At 40.1% G+C, this 16568-nt stretch carries 17 protein-coding genes; 6 read left to right on the top strand and 11 right to left on the bottom strand.

The genetic code is table 11. The features are described from left to right. Positions 1–11 precede the first annotated feature (11 nt). The 5 genes from rng to FTU17_RS01505 are packed head-to-tail and all read right to left on the bottom strand — an operon-like array spanning position 12 to position 4461. The gene (rng, locus tag FTU17_RS01525) at positions 12–1466 is read right to left on the bottom strand and encodes a ribonuclease G (RefSeq protein ID WP_078189981.1); all 1455 of its coding nucleotides are present in this window, start codon (positions 1464–1466) and stop codon (positions 12–14) included. A gap of 42 nt (positions 1467–1508) precedes the next feature. Further along, a complete protein-coding gene (locus tag FTU17_RS01520; RefSeq protein WP_168379037.1) occupies positions 1509–2075 on the bottom strand; it encodes a Maf-like protein in 567 nt (188 codons plus the stop codon). Continuing rightward, a complete protein-coding gene (mreD, locus tag FTU17_RS01515; RefSeq protein WP_180004304.1) occupies positions 2063–2554 on the bottom strand; it encodes a rod shape-determining protein MreD in 492 nt (163 codons plus the stop codon). Before mreD ends, FTU17_RS01520 begins: the two co-directional genes overlap by 13 nt. Continuing rightward, positions 2541–3398 carry a rod shape-determining protein MreC gene (mreC, locus tag FTU17_RS01510; RefSeq protein ID WP_078189984.1) on the bottom strand — a complete coding sequence of 286 codons (858 nt, stop codon included), beginning with the start codon at positions 3396–3398 and terminating at the stop codon, positions 2541–2543. Before mreC ends, mreD begins: the two co-directional genes overlap by 14 nt. A 16-nt stretch (positions 3399–3414) precedes the next feature. Further along, the gene (locus tag FTU17_RS01505) at positions 3415–4461 is read right to left on the bottom strand and encodes a rod shape-determining protein (RefSeq protein ID WP_180004320.1); all 1047 of its coding nucleotides are present in this window, start codon (positions 4459–4461) and stop codon (positions 3415–3417) included. Between the two features lie 133 nt (positions 4462–4594). Between FTU17_RS01505 and gatC the strand changes: the two genes are divergently transcribed. From gatC to gatB, 3 genes are read left to right on the top strand one after another with little or no spacing between them, the layout of a single operon-like run. Beyond that, positions 4595–4909 carry an Asp-tRNA(Asn)/Glu-tRNA(Gln) amidotransferase subunit GatC gene (gene gatC / locus FTU17_RS01500; RefSeq protein WP_078189985.1) on the top strand — a complete coding sequence of 105 codons (315 nt, stop codon included), beginning with the start codon at positions 4595–4597 and terminating at the stop codon, positions 4907–4909. A 51-nt stretch (positions 4910–4960) separates the two neighbouring features. After that, on the top strand, positions 4961–6439 hold the full coding sequence (gatA, locus tag FTU17_RS01495) for an Asp-tRNA(Asn)/Glu-tRNA(Gln) amidotransferase subunit GatA (protein WP_180134554.1): 1479 nt from the start codon (positions 4961–4963) through the stop codon (positions 6437–6439). Further along, complete coding sequence (gene gatB / locus FTU17_RS01490; RefSeq protein ID WP_180134553.1) at positions 6439–7926, top strand: Asp-tRNA(Asn)/Glu-tRNA(Gln) amidotransferase subunit GatB; 1488 nt, start codon at positions 6439–6441, stop codon at positions 7924–7926. Before gatA ends, gatB begins: the two co-directional genes overlap by 1 nt. Before the next feature lie 29 nt (positions 7927–7955). On the opposite strand, the gene FTU17_RS01485 is transcribed toward gatB, so the two are convergent. Continuing rightward, positions 7956–9137: a hypothetical protein gene (locus tag FTU17_RS01485; RefSeq protein ID WP_180134552.1), complete on the bottom strand. Its 1182-nt coding sequence runs from the start codon at positions 9135–9137 to the stop codon at positions 7956–7958. 277 nt (positions 9138–9414) lie between these two features. Here FTU17_RS01485 and FTU17_RS01480 point away from each other — a divergent pair, with 277 nt between their 5' ends. Both FTU17_RS01480 and yddG read left to right on the top strand, forming a co-directional pair. Continuing rightward, complete coding sequence (locus FTU17_RS01480; protein WP_180134551.1) at positions 9415–9639, top strand: hypothetical protein; 225 nt, start codon at positions 9415–9417, stop codon at positions 9637–9639. Positions 9640–9746: 107 nt separating this feature from the next. Beyond that, positions 9747–10664 carry an aromatic amino acid DMT transporter YddG gene (yddG, locus tag FTU17_RS01475; protein WP_180134550.1) on the top strand — a complete coding sequence of 306 codons (918 nt, stop codon included), beginning with the start codon at positions 9747–9749 and terminating at the stop codon, positions 10662–10664. Positions 10665–10674: 10 nt separating this feature from the next. Here the strand turns inward: yddG and FTU17_RS01470 are convergent, their stop codons facing one another. The 4 genes from FTU17_RS01470 to sbmA form a co-directional block, all read right to left on the bottom strand. Next, positions 10675–11127: a hypothetical protein gene (locus tag FTU17_RS01470; protein ID WP_373684045.1), complete on the bottom strand. Its 453-nt coding sequence runs from the start codon at positions 11125–11127 to the stop codon at positions 10675–10677. 147 nt (positions 11128–11274) lie between these two features. Next, complete coding sequence (locus tag FTU17_RS01465) at positions 11275–12120, bottom strand: hypothetical protein (protein WP_180134548.1); 846 nt, start codon at positions 12118–12120, stop codon at positions 11275–11277. 95 nt (positions 12121–12215) lie between these two features. Next, the gene (locus FTU17_RS01460) at positions 12216–13187 is read right to left on the bottom strand and encodes a hypothetical protein (protein ID WP_180134547.1); all 972 of its coding nucleotides are present in this window, start codon (positions 13185–13187) and stop codon (positions 12216–12218) included. A 465-nt stretch (positions 13188–13652) separates the two neighbouring features. Then, positions 13653–14849, bottom strand: coding sequence for a peptide antibiotic transporter SbmA (sbmA, locus tag FTU17_RS01455; protein ID WP_180134546.1), 1197 nt, complete (start codon positions 14847–14849; stop codon positions 13653–13655). A gap of 460 nt (positions 14850–15309) precedes the next feature. Between sbmA and FTU17_RS01450 the strand changes: the two genes are divergently transcribed. Next, on the top strand, positions 15310–15504 hold the full coding sequence (locus FTU17_RS01450) for a hypothetical protein (protein WP_180004283.1): 195 nt from the start codon (positions 15310–15312) through the stop codon (positions 15502–15504). Between the two features lie 151 nt (positions 15505–15655). On the opposite strand, the gene FTU17_RS01445 is transcribed toward FTU17_RS01450, so the two are convergent. Continuing rightward, complete coding sequence (locus tag FTU17_RS01445) at positions 15656–16468, bottom strand: hypothetical protein (RefSeq protein WP_373684044.1); 813 nt, start codon at positions 16466–16468, stop codon at positions 15656–15658. Positions 16469–16568 lie beyond the last annotated feature (100 nt).

The raw sequence follows: 16568 nt of genomic DNA, 5'->3' as shown, positions 1-16568 counted from the left end.
CTGTTACAATTTCAGCTCAGAATGATATCGTATTGCTCTTGCGTATATAAATTTTCCACTTGGAACTTGATCACACGGCTAATAAAGTGCTCTAAATCAGCTACCGCAGGTGCTTCAGCAGTTAACAATCGGTCAATCACCGACGGATGTGCCACCACGGTAAAGCCACTTTGTGACTCATAAGCACGTGCATATCTCAAGATTTCACGGAAAATTTCATAGCAAACTGTTTCAGCCGTTTTCACATAACCACGCCCCTGACAGGTCGGGCAAGAATCACAAAGGAGATGCTCTAAAGATTCACGGGTGCGTTTCCGAGTCATTTCCACCAAACCCAGCTCAGACACTTGAGTGATCTTGGTTTTAGCATGATCGCGCTCAAGCATTTTCTCAAACTGGCTCATCACTTCTTCACGATGATGTGCTTCTTGCATATCAATGAAGTCAATAATGATAATCCCGCCCAAGTTACGTAGTCGGAGCTGACGTGCAATGACCTGTGTGGCTTCCATATTGGTTTTAAACACAGTGTCTTCAAGCGAACGACCACCAACGTAGGAGCCAGTATTGACATCAATCGTGGTCATCGCTTCAGTTTGATCGATCATCAGGTAGCCGCCAGACTTAAGTGCTACACGTGTCTGTAAGGCTTTCTGAATATCCTCTTCGACATTGTACAAGTCAAAAATTGGACGCTCACCCGGATAATGCAGTAAGCGATTTTGCATACTCGGTACAAATTCTTGGACAAACTCTTGCAATTTGCCATGCACTTCGCGTGAGTCGACCTGAATTTTAGAAGTATCTTCATTGGCCAAATCACGGATGACGCGTTGAGGTAAAGGTAGCTCTTCAAAAATCAAAGAAGGTACGACAATACTGCGTTGTTTACGTTGAATGTATTCCCACAGTTTTGCTAAATAGGCCATGTCCTGCGCAATTTCACATTCAGGAATACCTTCGGCAGCAGTACGAACGATGACTGAACCCGGTAAGTTGTGTTCCTTTTGAATGCGTTCAATCATGCTACGCAAGCGATCACGTTCTTCTTCAGACTCAATGCGCTGTGAAACACCGGTATGACTGCCATATGGCATTAAAACGAGGTAACGGGAAGGAATAGAAAGATCAGTAGAAAGTCGTGCACCTTTGGTACCCAACATATCTTTCATGACTTGTACGGTGAGTACTTGTCCCGGTTGTAACAGCTCAAAAACGTTCGGGGTCGGTTGATTGCGCTGCCAGACCATATCATTGATATGTAAAAAAGCCGTTCTCGACAATCCAATATCAATAAAAGCAGCCTGCATACCCGGAAGCACGCGAACAACTTTCCCTTTATAAATATTGCCCACTAACCCACGCTTCACGGTGCGTTCAACAAATAATTCATTGACCGTACCGTTTTGAATCAACGCCACACGACATTCCATCGGTGTGACATTAATCAACAACTCGTCAGACATATCAAAACTCAAAACATTATAAAAATTCTTGTGTTGCAGCAGTTAATTTAATGCCTTAACTGTCTGTAATAACTGTACGGTTTCATGCAAAGGCAGCCCAACGACATTGCTGTAGCTCCCTTCAATACAAGGAATATAGCGCGCAGCAATTCCTTGAATAGCATAGGCTCCCGCCTTGCCGATTGGTTCACCTGTTGCCCAGTAGCTTTCCATGTCAGCTAGACTCAGCGTTTGAAATTCAACCTGTGTACGCACTACTATACTGTATATTTGATCTTTTGTACTGACACAAACACCTGAAAACACATCATGTTTTCGTCCAGAGATCATTTCCCACATAGAAAAAGCATGTGCTTTCGACGCTGGTTTTCCTAAAATGTGCTCATCAACGCCTAAACTGGTATCGGCGGCAATAACAATAGCATCAGGGAATTGTTGTTGTACTGCGCAAGCTTTAGCACGTGCTAAACGCTCTACATAATCCGCTACAGGTTCTCCTTCCAACACGGACTCATCAATATCTGGACTGAAAATTTCAAATTCCAGACCTAATTGTTGCAATAGTTCGCGTCGTCGAGGAGAACTCGAAGCTAAAATTATATGCGCCATTTTCTCAAGAAGTAATACATGATTGGCCAAATGATTAAGCTAGTAACAATTGGCTGCCAATGGCGGGCAAATGAAAACTGTGCTCCACCCATCACTTGAACAATCCACACAAACAGTAAATGCGCGAAAATTGCCATTGCAGCAATAATCCATAAATTACCAAATGTGAGGATACGACGTTCACGGGTCAAAAAGCGTGTCACAAATGCAATGACCACAAAACTCAGTGCGTTCATGCCAAAAGGTGCATCAGTCAACAAGTCCGTAAAGAGACCTGTGGCAAATGCAAACCAAACACCGCACCATGTCGGCTGACAGAGGACCCAAAATAGCATGATCATCATCATGAATAATGGGCGCCAACCCGATAGGTCATAAGAAAGCGGATACACCATCAGCACGGATGCCAAAATGATGGAAAAGATAATCGGAAATAATGGGTCGCGCTCTGTATGACGACTAAGCTTAGCGAGTGACATGCGGTTGCTCCATCGCTAAAGAATCGGAAAATAGCACAACCACATGATGACCACCTGCCAATTGGGCAGCAGGATTGATATCAATTTGGGCAAATTCACCACTATTGTGACGACTGACTTTCGAGACTGTCCCCACCAAATATCCTGCTGGGAAATGTGCCCCTAGCCCTGAGCTATAGACTTTTTCACCGACTTTGATATTCGCACTGGTTGGCACGTATTCCATCTTAAGTCGACCTAAGTCACCTGTACCCGTAACGATTGCACGCATACCGGTATGCTCCATACGCACGGATAAAGAGTGCTCTTTGTCTGAGAGCAACATGACACGGCTACTATGCGGGTAAACATTGATAATTTGCCCCATAATGCCCTTGTCATCGAGTACAGTTTGTCCCACTTTAAGCTGACTGCTGGCTCCACGGTTAATCACAATAATATGACGTAAGGGATCAGCATCGGTACCAATGACTTCGGCAATCTCCATACGACCATCAATAATGAGTGGTGTATCGAGCAGTCCACGCAGTCGAGTATTTTCAGCAGAAAGTTCAGAAAGTTTCTGTAAACGGACTTGAGCCTGAATTAACTCTGCTTGCATCGCGGTATTTTCACGACGTAATTGAGCTTCAGACTTGGTTTGTTGATTCAGCCATTCTCGCGATAACACTGGATAGCTTGCAAGGGCATAAATTGGATTATATGCCGCATACAAGACGTCTCTGGCCGGTTGAATTACATGCGGCATGCGCCAATCAAAGAAAAGCACCACCAAGCATGTAATCACCGCAATGATAAATGAGCGAAAAGATGGCGGTTGTCTTGAAAACAGTTGCGTTTGCACCCGCCGAGTCCTTTTCTTAGCCTACAAATAACATGTCATGATTTGGGTTATCGAAGAATTCGAGAACCTTACCACCACCACGTGTAACACATGATAGTGGATCTTCTGCAACCACGACAGGAAGACCTGTTTCTTTTGCAAGAAGCTTATCAAGATTGCGAAGTAATGCACCGCCACCAGTCAACACAATACCGCGTTCTGCGATGTCTGAAGACAACTCAGGTGGCGTTTGCTCTAGTGCAGATTTAACCGCAGCCACAATGTTTTGCAGTGGATCAGAAATCGCTTGAGTCACTTCATCAGAAGTTACGGTAATCGCACGAGGTACACCTTCAGCCAAGTTACGACCACGGACTTCGATTTCCAAAGGTTTTGCACCTTCTTCTGGAAGCGCCATACCAACTTCTTTTTTGATGTTTTCTGCAGTGGTTTCACCAATCACACAACCATGTGCTTTACGCACGTAGTTAATGATTTGTTCATCAAATACATCACCACCGATACGTAGTGAGTCTGCATAGACACAACCTTGAAGTGAAATGATCGCGATTTCAGTTGTACCACCACCAACATCGACAACCATCGAACCACAAGCTTGCTCAACAGGCATACCTGCACCAATTGCAGCAGCCATTGGCTCTTCAATTAAGCGAACTTCACGTGCACCTGCATTGTATACAGCTTCACGGATTGCACGGCGTTCCACCAACGTCGATTTACATGGCACACACACCACGACACGTGGTGCAGGTTGGAATAAACGCTTTTCATACCCTTTGGTAATAAAACGATTCAACATGGTTTCAGTGACTTCAAAGTCTGCAATCACCCCATCTTTCATCGGACGGATGGCAGAAATATTGGCTGGTGTACGGCCCAACATTTGTTTTGCATCAAGACCGACCGCAGCAACGATTTTTTCTGAGCCACTATGACGGATCGCCACAACCGTCGGCTCATTTAAAATGATGCCTCGTCCTGGCGCATAAATAAGTGTATTTGCAGTGCCTAAATCAATGGCAAGATCCGGCGAAAACAAGCCAATTAGTCGTTTTAGAATCACGGGGACGTTCTCAGTTAAACTTTTATATGGACGCAAGGTGGCAACTTTAACTAAATGTGATGATTTGAACAAGTCAATCGCTTATTATAAGCCACGATATTTTGAATTTTTTTAATACTGATTAGGTAATGTTATGTCTACATCGGATGCACAGCATTCTGCAGATCTAAATGCACAAACAGTTTCAGCGATTGCCCATCTGGCTCGATTGTCGCTAGATGAAGCGCAATCTGCTGACTATGCTCAAAGTTTAAATAAAATTTTAGGCATGATGGAAACCCTGAAAGGCATCGATACTGACGGTGTTGAACCACTAAAAAGTCCATTCGACAATCCACAGCCCTTACGTGAAGACGTGGTATCTGAGACCAATCATCGCGAAGCATATCAAGCAGTTGCTCCTGCCGTACAGGATGGCTTGTACCTTGTTCCGCGTGTGATTGAATAATTTTTATTCAGATCAACATTTTTTCAAATTAAACGTAAAGAAATATTTCTCATGACAGATTTACATCGCTTATCAATTCGTGAATTGTCTGAAGGTTTGGCTGGCGCTAAATTTTCTTCACGCGAATTGACTGAACACTATTTAAAACGCATTGAAAAAATCGATGCTCAAGTCAAGTCATACGTGACCGTGACAGCTGAACAAGCACTTGCGCAAGCAGATGCGGCTGATGCTGCAATTAAAGCAGGCAATGCAACTGCGTTGACCGGTGTACCAATTGCACATAAAGATATTTTCTGTACCCAAGGCATTAAAACCACTGCTGGTTCTAAAATGCTGGACAATTTTATCTCTCCTTACGACGCGACCGTTGTAGCGAAAGGTAAAGCTGCGGGCCTTGTCACTTTAGGTAAAGTGAACATGGATGAATTCGCCATGGGTTCGACCTCTGAAAATTCATTTTATGGCGCAACAGCAAACCCTTGGAACTTAAACCATGTTCCGGGTGGTTCTTCAGGCGGTTCTGCTGCGGCTGTAGCGGCTGATCTTGCGCCGTTCGCAACAGGTACAGATACAGGCGGTTCAATCCGTCAACCTGCGTCTTTCTGTGGTTTGACTGGCCTTAAACCGACTTACGGTCGTGTTTCACGTTTCGGTATGATTGCGTATGCATCATCTTTAGACCAAGGCGGCCCGATGGCACGTTCGGCTGAAGACTGTGCTTACCTCATGAACGTGATGGCAGGTCATGATGCGAAAGATTCAACTTCTGTTGAAAAAGACGTAGACAACTATGTTGCTAACCTAAACGGCACATCGGTTAAAGGCTTACGCATTGGTATTCCTAAGCAATACTTTAATGTTGCCGGCTTAGATGCGGACGTAAAAGCGCGTGTTGAAGAATCTCTGAAAAAGTTAGAAGAAATGGGCGCAACACTGGTTGAGATTGATCTCACCATGACGGATGCTTATGTACCTACTTACTACCTAATTGCTCCTGCTGAAGCATCGTCTAACTTACAACGCTTTGATGGCGTGCGTTATGGCTACCGCTGTGAAAATCCTGTGGACTTAATGGACTTGTACAAACGTTCACGTTCAGAAGGTTTTGGTAAAGAAGTTCAGCAACGTATCTTGATTGGTACATACGCGCTTTCTGCGGGTTACTACGATGCTTATTATGTGAAAGCACAAAAAGTACGCCGTTTAATCCAACAAGATTTCTTAAAAGCATTTGAATCTGTAGACGTGATTGCGGCTCCTGCTGCACCAACGACTGCATATAAGATTGGTGCAAACTTGTCTCCTGTAGAAATGTACTTAGGCGACATCTACACCATCGCAGTGAACTTGGCAGGTCTGCCTGCGATTAACGCGCCTGTTGGTTTTGACAAAGACAACTTGCCTGTTGGCTTACAGCTGATTGGTAACTACTGGTCAGAATCTCAATTGTTGTCTGTGGTTCATCAGTACCAACAAGCAACGGATTGGCATACACAACGCGCTGCAATTGCTGAGGAGAACGCATAATGTCTAAAAACAACTCTACAAAAGCGGCTAAACCAAAATCTAACCTGATTGACGGTTGGGAAGTAGTGATTGGTATTGAGATTCACACTCAGCTTGCAACCAATACCAAAATTTTCTCAGGTTCATCAACTACGTTTGGTCAAGACCCAAATACGCAAGCGAGCCTTGTTGACTTGGCAATGCCGGGCGTATTGCCAGTATTGAACAAAGAAGTGGTTGATCTTGCGATCCGCTTTGGTTTGGGTATCGATGCTTACATCGACCAAGCGTCTGTGTTTGCACGTAAAAACTATTTCTACCCTGACTCTCCAAAAGGCTACCAAATCAGCCAAATGGATAACCCGATTGTGGGCTTGGGTCATATCGACATCCAACTTGAAGATGGTACGGTTAAGCGCATTGGCGTAACCCGTGCTCACCTTGAGGAAGATGCTGGTAAATCGATCCATGACCAATTTGAAGGCCAATCGGGTATCGACCTCAACCGGGCAGGTACACCGTTACTTGAAATCGTATCTGAACCTGATATGCGTTCGGTTGAAGAGGCAGTTGCCTACATTAAAGCGATTCACACGCTTGTGCGTTGGTTAGGCATTTCTGACGGCAACATGGCAGAAGGTTCGTTCCGTGCGGACTGTAACGTGTCTTTACGTCGTCCGGGTCAACCGTTTGGTACGCGTTGCGAGTTGAAAAACTTGAACTCATTCCGTTTCATTGAACAAGCGATTAACGTTGAAATCGAACGCCAAATGGAAATCTTGGATTGGGATGGCACCATCGACCAAGAAACGCGTTTGTTCGACCCTGTGAAGATGGAAACGCGTTCAATGCGTTCGAAAGAAGAAGCGAACGATTACCGCTACTTCCCTGACCCTGACTTGTTGCCTGTAATCATTGCAGATGCGCAAATTGAAGCGGCACGTGCTGCGCTTCCTGAGTTGCCTGCTGCACGTCGTGCACGCTTTGTCGCGGACTTTGGCGTGACTGAGTATGATGCTCACGTATTGACGCTTACACGCGAGTTGTCGGACTTCTATGAAGTTGTTGTGGCTGCTGCGGGCGGTGCTGCACAAGGTAAGATTGCTGCAAACTGGGTCATGGGCGAATTCTCGGGTGCTTTAAATAAAGCAGGCTTAGATTTGGCGGATTCTCCTGTATCTGCTGAGAAACTTGGCGGTATGATCGCGCGTATTGTCGATAACACCATTAGCGGTAAAATCGCGAAACAAGTGTTCGGCTTTATGTGGGATGAAGGCAAAACTGCGGACGAAATTATTGCGGAAAAAGGCTTGAAACAGGAAACTGATACAGGCGCGATTGAAGCGATTATTAAGGAAGTGCTTGCTGCCAACGAGAAGATGGTTGAAGAGTATAAATCTGGTAAAGAGAAAGCTTTCAACGGCTTAGTTGGTCAAGTGATGAAAGCGTCTAAGGGTAAAGCCAACCCTGCGCAAGTGAATGAATTGATGAAGAAATTGATTGGTTGATTTGATCTTTCTTTAAAAGAAAACCCGCTTTAGAGCGGGTTTTTTATTATTTCTATGATCGCTAAGATATTACGATTAAGTTCATTTATATGACTAAAGAATTTTTCAACTAGATTATCTTCAGAAATTTTTAATTCAGTAATTTTATGATCTGCTTCCGTTCTATCTTTTTGCAATAAACGTATACTCTTCGTAAACGCTTTTGAAACACCAATTTTCTCCTCAAATAGTTCCATTAGTTGTATGGCACTTAAAGATCTACCTGATTCTTCGTGAATAAAATCTTGCTCTATACACGCTTTATTGACTTTGAGAAATGTCTTTAGTGTTTTCTGATTAATATTATCTGGGCCTACTAACTTAAATAACTCACTACAGCTATCAAAATATGCCTTGTTTGTATTTTCCACAGGTGGATTGCAATAGATATTTTCAGTTTTATTTAAAACTTTATCACCAAGAAGTGAATTTAATAATTCTATATTTTTAGTTAAGTCTAATAAGTCATCCTTATACTCAATCCAAGCCCCCTCATAATTTCGATTATAAAAATTTTGATAAGCTTCATCATTAACACAGAAATCCAACTGAGCACTATTTAATTCATGTGCATGCCAATGTCTTTGCTCAAATTCACTCATATTTTCTAAATCTTTATATATAGCTATAACCACAGACTGATTGGTTAGTAGAGTTTTTCTACCATGCCGAACATGAATATATCGCTCTTCAGGAGTTTTATCTGATGCAATATAAATATGGCCACCTGATCTAGAATCATCAACATCATAGTATTCTGGATAATCAAAATATCTTGATAAAACAGCCTCATCAAAAAATACTTGTCCTAACTGATGAGCTCCAAGATGCAACCTTTTCTTATACTCAGGAATATCCTTTCTAACTAAATCACTAGTATAAAAATACTCTTCCAACATATTCTTTGATGGGAAATAAATATGTAAAATGATAGGGGTAAAATTAAAATTAGGTTTTTCCATATCAATATCCATTGATACTTCACACATTTCTACATTCGCATTGATCGAACCAAGCCCATTAGATACAAGGTTCTCCATAGCCTTCATAACAAGTGAATGTTCGATATCAATTTTCTTAGCAATTTCTGAACTTGAAGTTCCACTAAAAGACCGATTCCAATTTTCTATTGATATTCTTTCGATGTTTTTTTGTATTTCATTTAAATTCAAGGATCCCCTCACTTCTACTTCAAGATATAAAAGATTAATTTATAAAAGCTCTTTAAATTTATTCAAGAAATAATTTTTAGCAAATAATATTGCAAAAAATTCGAAAACTTAGAACTTATCCAAACCCTTTAATCCCTCTAAATCTCCCTTTAAAAAAGGGAGACTTTGTCACATCATCAATTGGATACGCGTGATTCCCTCTCCTTTGACAAAGGAGAGGGCTAGGGAGAGGATTTAAAATATGCTATAAAACTCAAAATATTCAAGAAAAACAAAAATGACACCCGAACTCTTACTCACCATCATTCAAATCGCAATTGGCATATTCACCGTTATCATCATCATTTTGCTTATTATTCCCAAAAGCCGTAAATGGCTCTCTAACATGCAACCTGAACCACGTAGAAAACAACGTAGCGAAGACTTTGCCTATGGCATGGACTTTATTCTCTATCCAATTTATTGGCTAATTAAAATCATCATTCGGCTATTCAAATCATAAATCTATAATTAATGGATATTTTAAAGTTATTTAAAAACATCACTTTTCAATCTTGAACCTAGTCTGTTTGGGATACAATCTTCTTATTCTCCCATCCCTCTATAACCATGACCAAAAACCTCGCTACCCTCATCGGCTTTAGCGCCATCTTACTCTGGTCAACCATTATTGGATTACTGAAAAAAGTCAGCGCAAACATCGGGGCAGATTTGGCCGTCCTGTTTATGTATAGCTTAAGTGCGGTACTGCTATTTGCCCTATTTCGCATTCCCAATTTAAAACAAATTCCACGTACTTACCTTTACGGGGCAACCGCTTTATTTGTCATTTACGAAATCTGTTTTTCCTACGCTATTGCCTTAGCACAAACCGCACAACAAGCCATCGAAATCAGTTTGGTCAATTACCTCTGGCCAAGCATGACCATTTTAATGCTAATTATTTTTAAAGAACTGAAATTTAATATTTTGGTAATTTTAGGTTTGGGTATCAGCCTTGCAGGGGTGTTTTATATTCAAACGGGCAATGGTGCGATTGATCTGTCCGCGGTACTTAGTAATGTGCAAAGCAATCCGCTGAGTTATGGCTTAGCCTTTATTGGCGCAAGTTTGTGGTCGCTGTATTGCGTGATTACTAAAAAATACAGTCAGGGACATAACCCGATTACCTTATTTTTTATTGCCACCAGTGCTGTGCTTTGGCTGAAAATGCTAGTTTTACATCCTGAGCAGTTATCTCAAATTGTGCATATTAATGCCACAACCATCATGTATATGCTGATGGTATCTACCGTGACAGGACTGGGCTATGCCGCGTGGAATATTGGCATTAACCAAGGCAATATCACTATGCTCGTGACACTGTCTTACTTTAGCCCTATTTTTTCATCTGTCATGTCCATGTGGATTTTACAAACTTCGCTTTCACCCACTTTTTGGATTGGCGCTGTGATGGTGACACTCGGTTCTTTTGTATGTTGGATTTCGACCAATTGGACTGAAATCCGTTCTAAGCTGAGCAGCTAGCCCATTGACCTTATTGTCCTCTTAAAGAGCCTAACTTATTCCAAATTTCTGGGGTTAAAAATTTAGTCACCAATTTATTCAAATCGACATAACGCAGTACGCCTTGTAATTGTTGTTTAATTTCAGGCGTCTTTAATATTTCATCCCCTGTGATACTACCAAGCTCTTGAAAACTTTCGCCTACAGCCTGTAGACCGTCGGCTTTAATTACGGCCTGCGTTTGCGTAGAACATTGCTCAACCAAGATTCGCTGCATCACTTGAGCCAGATTTTTATCGAGTTGCGTTTTTTGCGCATCACTGACATTACTGTATTGTTTTAAATCTGGATGCGCTGCCAATGCAGAAAAGGTCCATTGTAGAACTGCCGTTTTATCTGCAGCAGTGGTCGATTTCACTAAACATTGACTGAGCTGATCGACCGTCGGACTCGCCAAACTCACCTGAGTCGTCCCGAGCATCATGAGCGTCAATACAGCCAAACCTGCTGGTCGTGAAAAACGTAGATGTAATTTTTTAGATAAACCGTAAGCCATAGACCAAACTCCCAAAACTTGAGTCACCTTTGTATCATGAAGTGCTGTATTTGCTGTTTGGTCTATGTAACTCAACTATTCATTTTTGCTAGTCGGTGCATAGATGAGAGGATGAATCGTTGGCCTTCTATTCCAATACCAGTAAAAATGTCCGTGGGTATCGAGCAAACTATGGGTGGTCAATGTCGATTTATTGCTGTCACCTCGCCAACAGGCAAGTGCTGCATTACGGTTGTTATGTAGGTCAATAAACTCGGGATTCGAATATTTGGGTTTCGCAGGAATGTATAAAGCATCCCCCGGATTGACCCATAAATCTGCCAAGTAAATCTTGCCTAGATTTGGAAAATAGCGTCCTACTGAGATGACCAGAGGCAAATGATCCCGATCTGTCGCGCTAAAAATATGCGGAAAGTCATGATGTTCTAAATCAGTAATGACAAATGGCGTTAAAGTTTTACAGCCATTTAAATTTGATGTTGCATTTTCATAAGGCAAATAATGCCCTGCCATCATGCCGTATTCATATTGAATCTCTGACAGTCGTTTTTGATTTGAATGAATCTGAATCGCTTCACCTGCCTGAACTAAGGTGATACCAAAAGCTGCCGCGGTTTCTTTGCTTGCCACCAATGGCATAAACTCGAAGTGTTGCCCTTCAAATTCAAGCTCCGTTTGCTCCCCCCAATTGGTAATTTTAGTCGAAATTTCGGAAGGTACATCGTAGGGATTTCCCATCGTCATTTTCGCATTGGTAGTTGACTCTGTAATTAAATGAATTCCTGCCCCAAGTGATGCTAAATATGTTGGATGCCCACGATCATTCAAAAAGAAGGGTGTTTGCTCGATATTGACTGTAATCTCTGTTAATTCTCGGTCAAATAATGGTGCATTAAAATAAGTTTCATTTACTGAACTCATGGTTTTTCCTTATTATTTTTTAAAATTTTATCTGAGTACATCATTGGATCAGGATAAAAGCTTATTTCCCCAAATGGCTTTTATCCTGTTGAAGTTTATTTCATACGATTCAACATATTTTTTGCCCCTGCGTGGTTATAGTTGGTCGCTAAGTTTTGTAGGATGCCTTTTGCTCTTGCATTGGCGTTTGGATAACTTTTGCTATATGCAGGCACTGAGGTTAAGCATTTTGCAACGAGCATACCTGATTCAGCATAGGCTCTATTGGCATTTGCACCATTTAATTTGCCATAGCTATAAGCGCGCTGTGCATTATTACAAGCGGTGACTTGATTTTTTCCGGCATTCAGGTCACGTCGTGCATTCACATATAAGCGCATTTGTATCTGTTGCGATGTTTCTGCAACTGGTTTCACTACAGGTTTTTTTTCAGGCTCTTTGGCTTTGGTTTCTTTTTTAGTCTCTACTTCTTTTTTTGCTTCCTCTTTCGCATTGCTTTTTGTTGTCGTTGCTTTGGCTTTGCTTGGTGTGGCTTTTTTAGCTACAGTTTCTTCTTGTTTATTATAGTTTTTGCGACGTTCTTCGGGTCCAATAATTGCTGTATACAAACTCACTAAGCGGGTTTCAGAACGGTCATTTGATTTACGCTCTGAAACGGGTTCAATAGCAACCATCCAGCGTTGTCCATCTGCCTGACTACACTGAAATACGCCTGTGCCCTGTTTTATACTGCTATAGGTCGCTAATAATTTACGACTCCATGCATTTTTGACTTGGTTCAAATTGCTTTTATTCAGTTGAATAAATTTGCCATTTTTGGCTTGGCAGTAACTGCTCATATTTTGCTTGGGTATAACTGATTCTGCTTCCATATTTTTCTTTTGTGGCCCCCAATCATAGACGTATTCTTTCGCCTTCCCATTTGAGCTATTTAGCCCTTTTTGATTAATCACTTCTTGTGGTGATGCATAATGATTAAATGAATTTGGGTTTAAACTCTGCATGGTTGTACAACCATGTAATGCAAATCCAATACTCCCCACCCATAAAATTGCCTTTAAATTCACAGCAAAAATCTCAAAAAATTCACCCTTAAAAAATAGCGTAATTTAGTGCCTTTCACAATTTTATAATCTTGATTTTATTTATTATTTTTATAAATTTAATCACTAAAATCGTACACGTTTGAGATGTGTGCATATGTTGTTCATTTTAATTTGATGAATTTCACATTTTATTTAAGTGTATTTGTTTATCCTTGGTGAACGGTCATCATCGTTCCCTTTTAGGTTATTTCGCAAGCATTTATGTATCGCTATGTGCTTATCAAATCTGCCATCAGAACAAGCCTCTATTATTAATCATGATATAAAACTAGGCTTATCTAGGATTCGAGCGACAATATGGAATCGAGTAAAAAAACAGCTCATATAAAAATATTAATCTATTGATTTTATTGAAATATATTAACTTAAAATTAAAGTCATAAAAAAACCTGCATTTTAGTGCAGGTCTATTTTAAACTTATAAAATCAATTATTAATTTTTTCTTCAAACGCTCTTAAACGCTTATAAATAGAAATCAGTTCGATAATGGTTGTCCATGAGGAAATCAGGTATTGGAAGGAATCACGTACACGCCCAAAGACATTTAAAATTTGCATTAATATACCGAGCGTAATTGTTCCCGCAGCAATACTTGGAAACAAAATAAAATATCCATAAATATTATCCAGTTGCATGTACCAAATACGAACCAGATTGAAATAAGCGTAGTGGAAATACAGTCTAAAATAATTAAAACGAACTTTAGTAAATAATTCTTTTAATGTGAAAGGGTCTGCTCGATCTGCATGATCTTCACCATAAACTAACTCTTTACGATATGCCGCTTCGACTTTTTGATTATTAAACTCCAAACCCGGTAGTTTATAACCCACCAGCATTAAAATAACCGTCCCTAAAACCGCCCAAAGGACTGCCGCCCAAACCAATGCATAGGCGATTTCCCCCACGACAGGTAATTTCTTTACATGTGTTGATAAAGTTAGCAGCACAGGTAGAAATGCAATTAAGGTCATCACCGATTCAACTAAGCTAACCCCAAGTCCTTCTGTGGTTTTTGCAAAGCGCATCGTGTCTTCTTGAATACGCTGTGAGGCACCTTCGATGGTTCTCAGTTTTTCCCAATGCGCAGTATAAAAGTCATTCATTGCAGTACGCCAACGAAAAACATAATGACTGACGAAAAACAGGTTCAATACAGCCAGTGTGACATACACCATGGCCACATAGAGAAAAGTCAGTATCTCAGAATAAAGCATCGTCACTTCGCCCCCACCACCTGAAAGCATTTTCTGGATCAGGTCATAGAATGGGTTATACCAAGCATTGATCACGACATTACATTCCACACTAAACCAAACATTAAACAGAATAAGTGCGGTTCCCCACACTGACCATCGCTGCCAAGGATTATCTGATTTAATCTTCCAAAAGGCTGCAAAAAGCGCCGTTGCTACAAAAAACCAAACATAGAACCATAAAAATTTGGGGGTCCAAAATCGGCTAATACCAATAGGCAGCTCTGCTTGATGATAATTTGCAGCTAAACCGAACATCGTACCCCAACTATTGCCACCGCTATACCACAAGGCAATATTGATCACGAACCATATAAGGAATGATCCAAAAAACCATTTTGGATTTGGAAAAAAAGATTTAAACATTGGTCCTACATTTCCCTGAATCTTTGTTTTTAGTTTGAGTTGCTGATGATAAGTTTTATTTCATTAAATTTCTTGTTCAGATTGAAGATTTAACGCTGTTTAATCTGAAATTTAACAATCAAATACAAGATGACACATCATTCTGTTAGCTTAAGCATGAAAACTGAAGTTCACCTTAAATTCATTATTGATCATGCCCTTTTGATGATCTGGTCAGTGTTTGTGGAACAAAAGGCACATCTTAGGACATATAATTACAGTTAAAAAGTTTGTCATATTTTAAAATTATTTTTTGATATCAATAGATTAAAAAACCATAATTTATTTAACCATTATTTAAACTTAAGTTATGGAATTCTCTAAAATATTTTCTGCGATGTAGCTCACGTCATTTACAAAACATGTTTCTTCACCAATAATATGCTAAGTTCAATTAACAACCTATGCTTGGGGAAGTAAAATGGAAAGTGCAATTGTTGAATTACTCAAACCAATTACATTAAATAAAGAAAATTGCAGTCCTTTGGTTTTTGAAACTGGTACCGTTCTAAAAGTGATTATGCAAACGCCAGAAGGCCTTTTGGTAAGTAATGATGACAAATTTAACTTTGTGATTTCATTGAAAGATAAGAATGAAGTTTGGCGCGAAATTTAATTTTCGCCTCACTTTGTGATTTGTTTTTAAATCATATTTATTCTAAGAAATTTAATCATACAATTATTGAATAAACAGGATAAGGTTCTTAAATTCCATAAAAAAAGAACCCTCCTTTTAAGCAAATATTTTTCATAACTTAGCTTAACGTTTAAATCCGTAAATCATATTTTTCTAAAATCGCATTGGTTTTCTGATGCAATCCCTCAAAATAGACTTTACTCACCAGTGCTGAAGGCTTGTTTTTTGGCAATGGCCGAATTTCATGTGCGTGCGGAAAACGTTCAGTAAAATCAAATCGTTGAACCACTTTTTTAAATTCATCAATCACAAGATTTTCATCTTTACAAAAGACATCATAGGCTTGCTGTTTTTCTGCATCCCAAAACTGCTTAAATGCATCTTGAACACTTTGGCCATTCAGCATTCGTGGTATTTGTTCATCAATAAATTTCTGAATCAAATCCATTTTTTTATACATTTTTCGGTCATTACTGAGTAAAGATTGGAGTTGTTGCTGCTGTTTCGCTCTTTGAATCGAGGACGGTGGCGCAGCAGCAATCATATTTAATAATGTATAAATATAATCCTGATTTACATAATCACTAATAATAAAATCTAAAGCAAAATTCACGTCACGTAGCACTGAATCTTTTTCAACCGCTGTACCTTTATTTATTCTGTCATACAAATCTTTATATTTAGATTTATAGTCCTCAAGTTCTTGCGGCACTATAACTGCTTTATCAACATCAAAGTCTGTATACATTTTCAGTTGTGAATGTAGACGAATCACATCACGAAAAGCTTGAATAAACTGCAACTGCTGACTTTCGAGTTTTAGATCATCTACTGACTGACACTCAGGTGTTATTTTTCTTAATTCACTAACACACTTATTAAATTCTGCTAATTGTTGATCAGAGGTGGTCCCACATGTTTGAACAACTAAAAGCGTATTTATAAGTGATATTCCGCTCTAGTTAAGCCACCTTGTTTTGTTGGGGTAGCTGATCATAGTAAAACTCATTTGGTGTCATTTTGTCTAGACTCGAATGAGGTCG

Origin of the sequence: Acinetobacter sp. YH12070, assembly GCF_013419625.1 — a bacterium.
Lineage (GTDB): Bacteria > Pseudomonadota > Gammaproteobacteria > Pseudomonadales > Moraxellaceae > Acinetobacter > Acinetobacter amyesii.
This window is presented reverse-complemented; position numbering and strand designations above follow the sequence as displayed.

Excerpts from the sequence above, each read along its gene's own strand:
- gatC (WP_078189985.1), top strand. The coding sequence starts at position 4,595 with ATGTCTACATCGGATGCACAGCATTCTGCAGATCTAAATGCACAAACA.
- FTU17_RS01480 (WP_180134551.1), top strand. The coding sequence starts at position 9,415 with ATGACACCCGAACTCTTACTCACCATCATTCAAATCGCAATTGGCATA.
- gatA (WP_180134554.1), top strand. The coding sequence starts at position 4,961 with ATGACAGATTTACATCGCTTATCAATTCGTGAATTGTCTGAAGGTTTG.
- rng (WP_078189981.1), bottom strand. The coding sequence starts at position 1,466 with ATGTCTGACGAGTTGTTGATTAATGTCACACCGATGGAATGTCGTGTG.
- FTU17_RS01520 (WP_168379037.1), bottom strand. The coding sequence starts at position 2,075 with ATGGCGCATATAATTTTAGCTTCGAGTTCTCCTCGACGACGCGAACTA.
- mreD (WP_180004304.1), bottom strand. The coding sequence starts at position 2,554 with ATGTCACTCGCTAAGCTTAGTCGTCATACAGAGCGCGACCCATTATTT.
- gatB (WP_180134553.1), top strand. The coding sequence starts at position 6,439 with ATGTCTAAAAACAACTCTACAAAAGCGGCTAAACCAAAATCTAACCTG.
- FTU17_RS01470 (WP_373684045.1), bottom strand. The coding sequence starts at position 11,127 with ATGATGCTCGGGACGACTCAGGTGAGTTTGGCGAGTCCGACGGTCGAT.
- FTU17_RS01450 (WP_180004283.1), top strand. The coding sequence starts at position 15,310 with ATGGAAAGTGCAATTGTTGAATTACTCAAACCAATTACATTAAATAAA.
- sbmA (WP_180134546.1), bottom strand. The coding sequence starts at position 14,849 with ATGTTTAAATCTTTTTTTCCAAATCCAAAATGGTTTTTTGGATCATTC.
- FTU17_RS01465 (WP_180134548.1), bottom strand. The coding sequence starts at position 12,120 with ATGAGTTCAGTAAATGAAACTTATTTTAATGCACCATTATTTGACCGA.
- yddG (WP_180134550.1), top strand. The coding sequence starts at position 9,747 with ATGACCAAAAACCTCGCTACCCTCATCGGCTTTAGCGCCATCTTACTC.